Below are 12638 nucleotides of genomic sequence, written 5' to 3' on the forward strand. Positions count from 1 at the left end.
CCGCGGCACCGGACCGGTCGCCGGGCACGCCCGCGCATCCCTCGCTGCCGGAATTACCGACCCATGACGAGTCCGTCCGCGGCCGCGCCCCGGCTGAGGACGACGTCGCGGATGCGGTCGCGCACCTGAACGACATCGCCGCCGCGCTCCAGGGACTCGTTGAGGTTGACGACCCGCCCGGAGCCGAGGTCGAACCACTGCGGCACGAACTCGGCCTTGCGTACCTCCCAGCGGCCGCCCGGGCGCGCGGGCGGGGCGAAGGTGAAGCGGCCGAGGGTGCTCTCGTTGCCGCGCGGGTCCTGGGCGCCGTCGTAGTTGAACATCTCGCCGGCGATCTGGTCTCCCATGCCGTAGATCACCCAGGTGCCGTTGACCTTCTCGTACGCCTGCGGAATGTGGGCGTGGGTGCCGAGGATCAGGTCGATGTCGGGACGGCCGGCCGTGCGCGAGGCGGTGAGCTCCCGGCCCAGGGTCAGCTGCTGCTCGTCGGGCGCGTCCTGCCATTCGGTGCCCCAGTGCAGGGACACGACGACCACGTCGGCGCCCGCCTTCCGGGCGGCCCGGGCGTCCGCGATGATCCGGTCCCGGTCGATGAGGCGGACGGCCCAGGGCTGCCCCGACGGAAGGGGGAAGCCGTTCGTGTCGTACGTGTACGCGAGGTGCGCGACCTCGGCTCCACCGGCCCGCAGAACGGTCGCGCCGCCCGCCTCGGCCGCCGTACGGGCCGATCCGGCGTGCCGTACACCCGCGCGGTCCAGCGCGTCGAGGGTGCGGTGGATGCCGGCGGCGCCGTCGTCGAGGGTGTGGTTGGAGGCCGTGGAGCAGTCGTCGTAGCCGGTGGCGGCGAGGGCCGCCGCGACCTGGGGCGGGGACTTGAACGTGGGGTACCCGGTGTAGTCGCCCTGCGCGCCGTAGACGGTCTCCATGTGACAGATCGCCAGGTCGGCGCGGGACACCACCGGTTTCACGCCGGAGAGCATCGGGCGGAAGTCGTATCCGTCGCCGCCCGCGTCGGTGTTCGCCTTCTCGATGATCGAGGTGTGCGGCAGGACGTCACCGGAGGCGACGAGGGTGAAGCCACGGGGTGCGACGGGGGCCGCCGGGTGTCCGGCGGGCCGGTGCCGGTCCGGTGGGTCCTGGGCCTGGCAGCCCGCGGTGGCCGCGAGGGTGGTCATGAGGAGGAGGCCCGCCAGAGCCGTGGCCGTCGTCCGCCGCGTGGATGTGACCGCTGTGGCCGATCCGGTCGATGTCGTTGATGTGGTCCGTGTGGTCATCGAGTTCGCCCCGTAGTCGTATTTCACTACTTCATTACGAATAGGTACGAATCCACAGGCACCGGCGGGCGCGAGTCAAGCAGCGGCACCGGCGGCTAGCCCGTCCGCGCCTGCGCAGGGGCCCATCAGGGCGAATGGGATGCGGGGCTTCCGGTACGGGCGCTCGGCGGACCGTTCGTCGTACCGTTCATCGACGGGTTCGACCGTCCGCCGCAGACTCGTGTCCGTGCCCTGTCCCGGCCGATCGCGCTGCGGTGGCATACGCCCATGACGGCCGGAACCACCACCATCCCGAACGGGACGACCGCCGAGCACGAGTTGGCCGCGCTGCAGCGTGAGCACGGTCGGCCCCTCTTCGCGCTGCTCCTACGTCTCTGCGACGGCGACCGGCAGCGTGCCGAGGATCTGCTGCAGGAGACGTTCGTCCGTGCCTGGCAGCACCCCGAGGCACTGCGCGCGGACGCCTTCGACTCCGTACGCCCGTGGCTGCTCACCGTCGGACGGCGGCTGGCGATCGACGCGCGCCGGGCCCGCCAGGCGCGCCCGGCGGAGGTCGGGGACGCGGTGCTGGAGAGTGCGCGGGTCTGCGCCGATCACGCCGAACGCTCCGCGGCGACGCTCGACGTGCGCGAGGCTGTGAAGACACTCACTCCGGAGCACCGTGAAGTCCTGGTGCAGGTGTACTTCCAGGGGGCGAGTGTGGCGGAGGCCGCCGCAGCGCTCGGGATTCCGCCCGGTACCGTGAAGTCTCGCGCGTACTACGCGCTGCGCGCCCTGCGCCGGGTTCTTCCGGGATACGCGGCCGACCTGCGGTGAAACCGAAGGCTGAGTCAAACCTCCGTAAAGCGCCTGCCGCGGACCATGGTTGAGTAATCCGCTAGTCCTCATCCGTGTTCCGGACTGGGGGCCCGGGGTCGGGCGACGCGCACGTACCGGAGGAAGGCAGGAAGGGATGCTCCACAGAGGACACGAGAGCACGGACGGCACCGGCGGCGGTGAACTGGCCGTCCCCATGGCGTGGTTGTACGCCGAGTACATCGCCGACGAGCTGCTGCGGACGGGCGACCTGATGCCGCCCACGTCCTTCGAGTTCCGCGCCGGGCGTGACGCCCTGGCGCTCACCATCTTCCTTTCCGACAGCGGCGGTGAACTCTCCGGCATCCGCGTCGTCACGCAGCTGGAGACGTGGCTGTCGCTGACGGCGTACGACCAGCCGTGGCAGGACTGGGTCCGCGAACGCATGGCCCATCTCGCGGCCGAGGCGCTCCGGTCCGACGGCCCGGCCCCGGACCTGGAGCTGGCCTCGGCGGCCTGGCGCTGGCTGGAGGAGACCGAACTGCTCGCCCCCGACCTGGACGCGGTGCCCGGCGGTGGTCCCGTCGTGGGAGAGGACGACGGACCGAAGGTGTGGACGCCCGCCTGGCAGCTGGGTCTGCCGCTGGGGCATCTGGCGATTCACCTGTTCTGACGCGTCCGCCTCTTCTGGCTCGTCCACCTCGGCCGGCTCAGCCGCCTCGCCGAGGTCTTCGTCAACTTTTCTTCCCTTCGACCAATCCGCGGGCCTTCCTGCTCCGAACGTCCTTGTCGCGATTCCGAACGGGTCTTGAGTGATTCGACGGTCTGGTGCGTACCGGTGGGCAACAGCAGCACCACCCCCACCCCGCACCATCGCCACAAGGATTCGGTATCGGTATGAGGTCCCTGGAACGGCATCGTGACGTCGGCGCATACGCGCTGGGCGTGCTGGACGAGGCGGAGGCTTTCCGCTTCGAGGACCACCTCATGGAGTGTCCCAGCTGCACGGCGCATGTCACCGAGTTCCGGCCCGCCGCTCGGCAGCTCATGCTGTACCGACGTGCGACGCCGCGCTCCGTGCACCCCTTCGCCGCCCCCGGCCCCCGCTTTCTGGAGCGGTTGCTCGGCGAGGTGGCGACGCGTCACCGCGCCGGGCGCCGGAGGTGGCTGTACGCGGTGGCCGCCGCCGTGGTCTTCGCGGCGGGCGGTCCCGCGATCGCGATGGTGACGTCGCACGGCTCCCCGCCGGCCCGGGTCGCCGCGACGGAGACCGCGACCGACTCCGCCACCGGTGTGTGGGCACAGGTCACGACCGAGGACCGGACCTGGGGCAGCCAGATCGACGTCAAGGTGAAGGACGCGGGCGGCCCCCGGGCCTGCATCCTCGTGGCCGTCGGCAAGGACGGCACCGAGCAGACGGTGACCAGCTGGATGGTGCCGCCGCACGACCGCGACGCCCACATGCAGGGCGGCGCCGCGATGCGGCTCAGCGACATCAGCCACTTCGACGTACGCACGATGGAGGGCAAGCACCTGGTGACGGTCAAGGCGTCCTGATCCAGGGGCTCGACCCGGTGGGCCCTGCGTCCCGGGACGCCGGGAGCACCCGTCCCAGGCGGGCGAGCGGGGACAGCGCCATCAGCACCGGGGACAGCATCATTCCCGCGGCCGTCACCAGGAGGCTGCCGCGCAGTCCCCACTCCGCCGCGAGGAATCCGCCGAGGAGTGAGCCGAGCGGGGTCGTCCCCATACCGGCGAACGTGATCGTCGCGGCCGCGCGGCCCTGCATCCCGTCCGGAGTGACCGCCTGCCGAACGGCCATGACGGTGACGTTGACCAGTTGACCGAACGTCCCGAACACGAAGTTGACCGCGAGGAGCGCGAGCACCGTCACCGCGGAGGAGCCGTGCAGCGCGGGGACGCTCAGCAGCACTCCGTCACCGAGTACGGCCGCGCAGACGAGCACCGGGCCGTACCCGAACCGGCTCGGCAGACGGGCGGCCAGCAGGGAGCCCAGGAGCGCGCCCGGTCCCGTCGCCGCGAGCGCCAGCCCGATGGCGGTGCCCGACAGATGCAACTCCCGCGGCAGGAAGAGCAGATAGACGGTCATCATGGCCGCGAAGGAGAACTGGAAAGCGGCCGAGGCAAGGCCCACCGTCCGCAGCAAGGGGTCGCCGACGACCAATCGGAGTCCCTCGTGGATCCGCCGCCCTGTGCGCGCAGGGCGCTGGGAGCGCCCCGGAATCGGTTCGCGGCCGCGGATCCGCCGGATGGCGAGGAACGACAGCGCGAAGAACAGCGCGCTGGAGGCGGCGGCGATCGGCGCCGACAGGAGTGACACCGACGCACCACCGAGGGCAGGTCCCCCGATCTGGGCGGCTGACCGGCTGCCTTCGAGTGCGCTGTTGCCCCGCACCAACTGCTCGCGCGCCACCAGCCGTACCAGAGACGCCTGGTAGGCCACGGCGAAGAACACGGACAGGGCCCCGACGGCGAAGGCGACCACGAGGAGTGCGGGCAGGCCGAGCAGGCCCAGGAGACCGGCCACGCCGGTGGCGCCCAGCGCGAGGGCCCGGCCGGCGTCCGTCAGCACCATCACGGTGCGGGTCGGCCATCGGTCCACCCATGCTCCGGCGAAGAGCGAGAGCAGCAGCAGCGGCGCCTGCCCCACCGCGCGGAGGGCGCCCAGTTGGCCGGCGCCCGCGTCGAGCGTCAGGACGGCGAAGAGCGGCAGCACCACCGTGCAGGCCTGTTCGCCGAGTTGGGACACCGTCTGGCCCACCCAGAGCCTGCGGAAATCGGCGTCCCGCCACAGGCTCGACGGGGCGGACGGAACAGGTTCGCCGGAGTCGGAATCGGCGGAGGAAGCGGAGGAAGCGGACGGCACGGGAACCCCTTGGACTGCCGACGGCGAGGCCCGCCATCCGGCACACGACAGGTGCGCCGGCGGTTCGGGCAGGAGAAGGCTCGCTGTGCCGCGGCATCAGGGGCAGCACGCGATGACAGGCCGCTCACGGCCTACGACGTCAACGCGCGCTCGAACGACCGGGTATGTGGGGCATGTCTCGGCTCCTCGTGGGTCACTCTCGCTGCCGGGACAGTAGCTGCTTGCGGTGTGGGGGATCAACGCGGTAATCCGCGGCATGAGGATCCGGGATCCCCCACACGCAATGGCCTGGTCCTCGCCGAAGGCGCCTGGTGTCCCCCGGCGTTGGGCGGTCAGCTCAGCGACGCGGGGGACGGGATGACGACGCCGTACATCGCGCTCACGACCGTGTGGCGGTCCCGCACCCCGCTTCGCCGGCATCCCGCAGACGGGCGTCCATCGAGGTGCTCCGGTCGTAGGGGTCGACCTCGCGGCCGTCTCCCGACTCGGTGGTCGCCCGCTCGGCGCTGAACTCGGGAACGAAGTAGCCGGTGAAGGAGTCGCAGCCTCCGTTGGTGGTGTCGGACTTGTAGGAGACGAGGGAGAAGGTCCCCGGCTCGGTGATCACCTTCGCGGGGTTGTCCCAGCTCATCACGACCTCGCGGCGCACGATGGTGCGCGCGACCTCGTCGCTTCCCGCCGCGGCACGCACGACCGGATAGACGTACGTGACATCGGTGGTCACCTCGACCGCACCGCGCTTGCCTTCCCGGTAGGTGATCCGTCCTCGTGTCCTGACCACGTCCCCGACCGGGCGCACCTTCGCCTTCTCGAAGCGGCTGAACAGCAGCAGGGGATCGTCCTCCCGGCTGGGCGCGCGGAACGCGTTCTTCAGATAGCCCTGGACATCCTGCTGGTGCGGATTGATCAACGCGATCGCCGTCTTCGGCCGCTCACCGCGCAGCACGGCGGGGTTCAGACTGGACGCGGCAAGGAAGTCGAGGCTCCGGTCGAGTGCCTGCTCGACCTGCTTCCTGCTCATCCAGCCGGTCGCCCGGGCCGCAGGGAGGCTGATGCCCTCCGTGCCGCCGCTCCACCGTGCCGCGGGCGACCCCCTGAAGGGCTGCTGCACCGTGGGCTGTTGGGCTGCCGCCTCGGTCGCCGGCGGCTGGTCGGGACGTTGCGACTCCGCGGCGAGCGGCGCGCTCTCACCGTCCGAGCCGCCGAACCATCCCGTCACCCGGCCCGGATCCAGAGCCACGACCAGCAGGACAGCGGCGGCCAGCAGGCCGACCACGTACCAGCCCTTGCCCCGTCGCCGCGGGGCGAGTTGGTGATTGCGCCCCGGTTCGGGGTGGCCGGGCTCCTCCCGCAGCCGGCGCGCCACCATCCGGGCCCGTGCGGACGGCTCCTCGGGCGCGCCCTGGATTCCCGCCTCGGCCTCCCGCTGGAAGCGCTCCCACTCCTCGTCCGGTATGGACGCCCCACCCTTGCCCACGACGCGTTCCCGACCCTTCTCCCACCGGTCCCTCCCCAGGGCCGGTCACCGTTCCACGCATCATCACACAGCACGGCCGCACCATCACGAGCCAGGCTCCCGTGCGTCACAGACGCGACGGACCGGTGTCGACGAAAGGCCCGGGATCGTCAAATCGCCCTGACCGGCGGCTACTTGAGCAGTTTGGACATTCTGCGGTCCGCGAGCGGCTTGCCGCCGGTCTGGCACGTCGGGCAGTACTGCAGTGCGGAGTCGCTGAAGGAGACCTCGTGGATGGTGTCGCCGCAGACCGGGCAGGGCTCGCCCGCGCGCCCGTGCACGCGCAGGCCGCTCTTCTTCTCCGCCTTCAGGCGGCCGGCGGCCAACCCGTGCGAGCGTTCCACGGCCTCGGCGAGTGTGGAGCGCAGCGCCTCGTACAGGCGGTGGGTCTCCTCGGGGGTGAGTGCGGCGGCGAGCTTGAACGGCGACATCCTCGCGGCGTGCAGGATCTCGTCGCTGTAGGCGTTGCCCACTCCCGCGATCAGGCTCTGGTCGCGCAGCGCGCCCTTCAGCTGTCGGCGCTCGCCTTCCAGGAGCTGTGCGAAGCGTGTCTCGTCGAAGTCGGCGGCGAGCGGGTCGGGGCCCAGGCGCGCCACGCCCGGGATCTCGCCCGGGTCCCGGACGACGTACACCGCGAGCCGTTTCTGTGTGCCGGCCTCGGTGAGGTCGAAGCCCTCGCCGGTCTCCAGCGCGACACGCAGGGCGAGCGGGCCCTTGCCGGGGCGGGGCGGGCCGTCGGGCAGGCGGTCCTTCCAGTGGAGCCATCCCGCACGGGCCAGGTGGGTCACGAAGTGCAGGCCGTCCGCCTCGATGTCGAGGAACTTGCCGTGCCGGCGCACGGCGGTGACCTTGCGGCCCTCAAGGGCGGAGACAGGTGGGTCGTACGTCTTCAGGACGCTGATCGCGACGGGCAGCACGCGCACGACCTCGTGGCCGACGAGATGTTCGGCCAGGAAGTCCCTGAGCGCTTCGACCTCGGGTAGTTCCGGCATACGTCCAGGGTGCCATCCGGCACCGACAGCGCCACGCGGAGCAGGTGTCAGTCGTGTGCCGGGACGCCGAACTCGCACCACACGCACTTGCCGCTGCCGCGTGCCTCCACACCCCAGACGTCGGCGAGCAGGTCGACGAGCATCAGTCCGCGCCCGGAGACCCCGGACTCCCCGGCCTCGCGGCGGCGCGGCAGGGCGCTGGAGGAGTCCTCGACCTCGACGCGCAGTCTGCGCTCGGGGCCGGCGAGCATGCGCAGGGTGACGATCGCGGAGCCCTCGGTGTGCATGAGGGCGTTGGTGATCAGTTCGTCGGCGGCGAGTTCGATCTCGTCGGCCCGGTCGCCGGCGCCCCAGGCGCGGACGGCGGCGCGGATCATGTGCCGGGCCTCGGTGAGAGCCTCGGGGTCGCCGGGGGCGACGTGCTGCTGGAGCCGGCCGCCGGCCTGCTCGGCAGCGCCGCCGCCGCGACGCAGGAGCAGCAGTGCGACGTCGTCGTCGCCGCTGCGCTCCTCGGCTGCGTCGATGAGCCGGTCGGCGAGGTCGCGCACGTCGTCCGGGCCGGTGGCGATGAGTTCCACCAGGGTGTGCATGCCGTCGTCGAGGTCGGCGCCGGGCTGTTCCACCAGGCCGTCGGTGCACAGCAGCAGGGTCTCGCCGGGGTCCAGTTCGAGGCTGGTGACGGGGTATTCGAGCCGGCCGAACTCGGCGGACAGGCCGAGCGGCAGGCCGCCTTCCACGGTGATGCGGCGGCAGGTCCGGTCGGCGAGACGTACGAGCGGGTCGATGTGGCCGGCCCGGACCAGTTGCACCACACCGGTGGTCAGGTCGGCCTCCACGTACAGGCAGGTCGCGAAGCGCTCGGTGTCGAGTTCGTGCAGGAAGACGGAGGCGCGGGCGACCACCGTGGCCGGGGTGTGCCCCTCGGCGGCGTAGGCGCGCAGCACGATGCGGAGCTGGCCCATGACTGCGGCGGCATGGGTGTCGTGCCCCTGGACGTCGCCGATGACGGCGCCGACGCGGCCGCCGGGCAGCGGGATCAGGTCGTACCAGTCGCCGCCGATGTCCCGGCCGAGGGAGCCGCCCGCACTGCCGGCGCGGTAGCGGACGGCGACGTCGGCGCCCGGGACGCTCGGGATGGTGCGGGGCAGCATGGCCTGCTGGAGGCTCTGGGCGAGGTCCTTCTCCTGCTCGTAGAACATGGCGCGCTGGAGGCTCTGGGCGATGCTGCTGCCGAGCGCGACGAGGATGTTGCGTTCCTCCGGGGAGAAGCCTCGCCGGTCGTTGTAGAGGAGGCCGATCGCGCCGATGGGCCGGGCCTGGGCGATGAGCGGCATGTACGCGGCCGAGGTGATGTCCAGGTCGGTGATGTGCGGCCAGAGGTCGGGGTAGGACTCGGCGAACTCCTCCGGCGACTCGATGAAGTGCGGGGCGAGCGTGCGTACGACCTCGTTCATCGGGAAGCGCGCTTCGAGGCGGGTGACGCGGGTGCCCGGCACGTAGCTGTCCGCGGGGCCCGCGGCGACCATGCGGATGCGTCCGGCCTCCAGCAGGCCCATGACCAGGCTCGTCGCGCCCAGGTGGGTGAGTCCCTCGGTGTCCTCCAGGACGTCGATGACGTCCTGGACGGTCCGAGCGTGTGCGAGGGCCGCGGTGGTGATCTGGACGACGTTGGTCTGCTGGCGCCGTACCGCGTCCTGGGCGGCCCGCTCGCGGCGCGCCTCGCTCTCGCCGAGTTCCTGCGTGGCGTCCCGGACGATGCCGATGATCCGGCGCGGCCGCCCTGTCTCGTCGCGGCGGATGTAGCCCTGGGTGTGCGTCCAGCGCGCGGAGCCGTCCCGGCAGCGGATGCGGAAGTAGGCGCCGTAGTTCTCGCTGCCGTCCTTGAGTGCCTGGGAGACCATGCCGTCGAGGCGGACTGCCTCGCCCGGGGGAACGCGCATGGCCAGGGTCTCGGGGCGGCCGTCGTATTCGTCGGGGCGCACGTCGAAGACCTCGTGGGCCTGGGCGTCCATCTGCATCACACCGGCGTCCAGGTCCCAGTCGAAGCTGCCCATGCGGTTGAGCGCCAGGATCGGATCCGGGTGGGCGGGCCAGTCGTCCGGGAGTGACAGGGCGCTCGCTCCCCGATCAACCATGGGGCCACCTTGCCAGGATTTGCCCGATTATTCGACTTCTGCGGAGCCCGGTGACGGGCGCGCCGGTCGAGCGGGCGCTCAACTGCCGAAGACGTCGGTCGGGGTGTCGAAGATGCTGTCCGTAGCGGCCGGCTCGTCGGGGATCAGGCCGCCGCCGTCGCGCAGGTCGGGGCTGTCGGGGACGGTGTCCGGTCCGATGTCCTGGCTCGCGGAGTTCGGCGGCATGTCGGTCGACTCGTCCGAGCCGGTCGTGTCGGCGTCCGGAGCGGTGCTCGCGGCCGAGGGGGTCAGGGAGCCGTCAGGTGGTGTCGTCGGCGGGGCCGTGACCGTGGCGGTGACGGTGGGGCAGTCGGTGGGCTCGTCCGACGCCTGCGAGGTCGGGGAGGCGGGAACCGGGGAGCCGGGGGTTGGGGAACCGGGCGTCGGGGAACCTGTGCCCGGCGTGATGCCGGTGGCGTCGGGCGTGCGGGTGACCGTCGCGGTCGCTGTCACGCAGTCGGACGGCGAATCCTGCGGCGCCGTGCTCTCCCGGCCGGGCGAGATGCCGGTGGTGTCGGGTGAGGTGCCGCTGGAGGACGAGTCGTCGGGGCTCGGACTCTCGGTGACGAGGTCCGGCTGCGGGACGACGACATCACGGTGGCCGTCGTCGCCGATCTGCCGTTCTATCCAGGTGTGGTCGACGATGTTGATGATCGTGATGTTGACGATCACCTTGGGCGCCGGGATCACCACGATGACCTGGGCGGGGCGGTAACCGGACCAGGGGTGGCCCTGGGTGCCGGGGTTTCCCCGGAGTGCGCCGGGCACCCTCAGCGGGTTTCCGCAGGCGCAGCGGACGCGCGGCGCGCCCCGGTTGTCGACGAGGACGGCGGTGCCCGTCTGCAGCACGGACTGGAAGCTCGTCGCCCGTCCGTCGCGGAAGCCGTGGTTGGTGACCCGGGTGTCGGCGCGCAGCACGACCGAGGTCAGACCGCGCAGAAAGCCCGGGACGGCGGCCGGGGAGATCCCGGAGGCCTCCGCGAAGGCGTGCGCCTTGGCCCGGTCGGCGGTGAGGAAGCGGATCTGCCGTTCGACGTCACAACTGCCGACGGACTGGGTACCGCCGTAGAGACCAGGGGTGGCGCCCGAGAAGGAACGCGGCTCCTGGGTCGTGGCCAAGGAATGGCCGCCGGGTGTCGATTGCGGCGTTCGGGTGACGGGAGGCGGTGTCGCGGTGGAGGTGGCCGTGGAGTCGGTGAAGGGGTCGGGGCCCTGGGCCGCGACCGGCTGGAGGAAGAGTTCGCCGGTCGATCCGCCGGCCGCCTGCGTGCCTGCGTCGCTGTCCCCGCCGCAGCCGGTGACAAGGAGCGTCACCGAGAGCGTGCAGGCCGCGAGGAGGGTTCTGGTGGGTATGCGCACCGCGTACTCCCGTTCGTCCCAGGCGGTTCGTCCGTCATGCCGGGCAGTTCGTCCACCATTGTCTGCGTCACCCGGTTGGGTCACGCAAGCGGAGTCGGTCACTTAGCGTCACAATGGAGAGGAGAGGAGCTGGCTGCCGTGGGCTGGTTCATGGCACCCGAGTACTGGCTGAGCCGACTGGTCTTCCAGCGCGCTCTGGCCGTCGTCTATCTCGTCGCGTTTCTGGGCGCGGCGCTGCAGTTCCGTGCGCTGATCGGGGAGCGCGGCATGCTGCCGGTGCCCCGCTTCGTGGCGCGGGTTCCGTTCCGCCGGGCACCCAGCGTGTTCCAACTGCACTACTCCGACCGGTTCTTCGCGGTCTGGGCGTGGACGGGCTGCGCGGTGTCGGCGGCGCTCGTGGCGGGGCTGGACCGGCAACTCCCGCTCTGGGGCTGCATGGTGCTGTGGCTGGTCCCGTGGGCGCTGTATCTGTCGATCGTGAACGTCGGGCAGACCTGGTACGCCTTCGGCTGGGAGTCCCTGCTTCTGGAGGTCGGCTTCCTGGCCGTCTTCCTGGGCAACGACGACGTCGCGCCGCCCATCGTGGTCCTGCTCCTGCTGCGCTGGCTATTGTTCCGTGTCGAGTTCGGCGCCGGGCTGATCAAGATGCGCGGCGACGCGTGCTGGCGCAAGCTCACCTGCCTCGACCATCACCACGAGACCCAGCCGATGCCGGGCCCGCTGAGCTGGTTCTTCCACCATCTGCCGAAGCCGCTGCACCGGGTCGAGGTGGCCGCCAACCATGTCACCCAACTCGTCGTGCCCGTCCTGCTGTTCACTCCCCAGCCGATCGCGACGGCGGCCGCGGCGCTGATGGTCCTCACGCAGCTGTGGCTGGTCCTGTCCGGCAACTTCTCCTGGCTGAACTGGATCACGATCGTGATCGCCCTCTCCGCGATCGAGTTCCCCACCAGCGCCCCGGACGTCCCGAGGACTCCGCTCTGGTACGAGGTCGTGGTGCTCGCCGTGGCCACGGGGCTGGTCGCACTCAGCTACCGGCCCGCGCGCAACCTGGTCTCCTCCCGGCAGGTCATGAACCGCTCCTTCGACCCGCTCCATCTGGTCAACACCTACGGCGCGTTCGGCAGCGTCAGCCGGCTGCGTCACGAGGTGGTCATCGAGGGCACGGCGGACGAGGTCCCGCGTGAGGACTCGGACTGGCGGGAGTACGAGTTCAAGGGCAAACCGGGCGATGTGCGGCACTGGCCGCGGCAGTTCGCGCCGTACCATCTGCGGCTCGACTGGATGCTGTGGTTCGTGGGGCTTTCCCCCTCCTACGCCGGGGCGTGGTTCACCGGCCTGATGGAACGGCTCCTGGAGAACGACCGCGACACGCTGCGCCTGCTGCGCAGTTCGCCGTTCCCGAAGGACGCGCCGCCCCGGTACGTCCGCGCCCGCCTCTACCGCTACCGCTACACGACCTGGCGCGAGTTGCGGGAGACGGGGGCGTGCTGGCAGCGGACGTATCTGCGGGAGTTCATGCCGCCGACGCGGCTGGACCGGCCGGTTCTTCGACGTCTCGCTGTCGGCCGCCGGCATCCAGACCCTGATGAAGCAGATGACGACGGTACGGGGCGGCGCGGGCAGCATCGCCCTGACGGC

10 protein-coding genes are annotated in these 12638 nt (G+C 71.3%); 4 read left to right on the forward strand and 6 right to left on the reverse strand.

Annotated features, from left to right (window positions below; genetic code table 11):
• Window positions 1–53 precede the first annotated feature (53 nt).
• A complete protein-coding gene (locus tag ABZS97_RS07505; RefSeq protein WP_356134665.1) occupies window positions 54–1175 on the reverse strand; it encodes a CapA family protein in 1122 nt (373 codons plus the stop codon).
• A 366-nt stretch (window positions 1176–1541) separates the two neighbouring features.
• On the opposite strand from ABZS97_RS07505, the gene ABZS97_RS07510 reads away from it, so the two are divergent.
• From ABZS97_RS07510 to ABZS97_RS07520, 3 genes are all read left to right on the forward strand, one after another.
• Window positions 1542–2090: a sigma-70 family RNA polymerase sigma factor gene (locus ABZS97_RS07510; RefSeq protein ID WP_356134667.1), complete on the forward strand. Its 549-nt coding sequence runs from the start codon at window positions 1542–1544 to the stop codon at window positions 2088–2090.
• A 136-nt stretch (window positions 2091–2226) separates the two neighbouring features.
• On the forward strand, window positions 2227–2742 hold the full coding sequence (locus ABZS97_RS07515) for a hypothetical protein (protein ID WP_356134669.1): 516 nt from the start codon (window positions 2227–2229) through the stop codon (window positions 2740–2742).
• A gap of 224 nt (window positions 2743–2966) precedes the next feature.
• Window positions 2967–3626: a zf-HC2 domain-containing protein gene (locus tag ABZS97_RS07520; protein ID WP_356134671.1), complete on the forward strand. Its 660-nt coding sequence runs from the start codon at window positions 2967–2969 to the stop codon at window positions 3624–3626.
• Here the strand turns inward: ABZS97_RS07520 and ABZS97_RS07525 are convergent.
• The 5 genes from ABZS97_RS07525 to ABZS97_RS07545 all read right to left on the reverse strand — a co-directional run bounded on the left by ABZS97_RS07525 (window position 3613) and on the right by ABZS97_RS07545 (window position 10997).
• Window positions 3613–4956 carry an MFS transporter gene (locus tag ABZS97_RS07525; RefSeq protein ID WP_356134673.1) on the reverse strand — a complete coding sequence of 448 codons (1344 nt, stop codon included), beginning with the start codon at window positions 4954–4956 and terminating at the stop codon, window positions 3613–3615. The genes ABZS97_RS07520 and ABZS97_RS07525 overlap by 14 nt on opposite strands.
• Before the next feature lie 379 nt (window positions 4957–5335).
• On the reverse strand, window positions 5336–6433 hold the full coding sequence (locus ABZS97_RS07530; protein WP_356134675.1) for a hypothetical protein: 1098 nt from the start codon (window positions 6431–6433) through the stop codon (window positions 5336–5338).
• Window positions 6434–6603: 170 nt separating this feature from the next.
• On the reverse strand, window positions 6604–7464 hold the full coding sequence (locus ABZS97_RS07535; protein WP_356134677.1) for a DNA-formamidopyrimidine glycosylase family protein: 861 nt from the start codon (window positions 7462–7464) through the stop codon (window positions 6604–6606).
• Window positions 7465–7511: 47 nt separating this feature from the next.
• On the reverse strand, window positions 7512–9599 hold the full coding sequence (locus ABZS97_RS07540) for a SpoIIE family protein phosphatase (RefSeq protein WP_356134679.1): 2088 nt from the start codon (window positions 9597–9599) through the stop codon (window positions 7512–7514).
• A 78-nt stretch (window positions 9600–9677) separates the two neighbouring features.
• A complete protein-coding gene (locus ABZS97_RS07545) occupies window positions 9678–10997 on the reverse strand; it encodes a DUF6777 domain-containing protein (protein ID WP_356134681.1) in 1320 nt (439 codons plus the stop codon).
• Window positions 10998–11135: 138 nt separating this feature from the next.
• Here ABZS97_RS07545 and ABZS97_RS07550 point away from each other — a divergent pair.
• The coding region (locus ABZS97_RS07550) for a lipase maturation factor family protein (RefSeq protein ID WP_356134683.1) at window positions 11136–12638 on the forward strand (1503 nt) is incomplete at its 3' end.

This window comes from Streptomyces sp. NPDC005485 (genome assembly GCF_040606085.1).
Taxonomy (GTDB): domain Bacteria; phylum Actinomycetota; class Actinomycetes; order Streptomycetales; family Streptomycetaceae; genus Streptomyces.

Excerpts from the sequence above, each read along its gene's own strand:
- ABZS97_RS07505 (WP_356134665.1), bottom strand. The coding sequence starts at position 1,175 with ATGACCACCCTCGCGGCCACCGCGGGCTGCCAGGCCCAGGACCCACCG.
- ABZS97_RS07510 (WP_356134667.1), top strand. The coding sequence starts at position 1,542 with ATGACGGCCGGAACCACCACCATCCCGAACGGGACGACCGCCGAGCAC.
- ABZS97_RS07515 (WP_356134669.1), top strand. The coding sequence starts at position 2,227 with ATGCTCCACAGAGGACACGAGAGCACGGACGGCACCGGCGGCGGTGAA.
- ABZS97_RS07520 (WP_356134671.1), top strand. The coding sequence starts at position 2,967 with ATGAGGTCCCTGGAACGGCATCGTGACGTCGGCGCATACGCGCTGGGC.
- ABZS97_RS07535 (WP_356134677.1), bottom strand. The coding sequence starts at position 7,464 with ATGCCGGAACTACCCGAGGTCGAAGCGCTCAGGGACTTCCTGGCCGAA.
- ABZS97_RS07540 (WP_356134679.1), bottom strand. The coding sequence starts at position 9,599 with ATGGTTGATCGGGGAGCGAGCGCCCTGTCACTCCCGGACGACTGGCCC.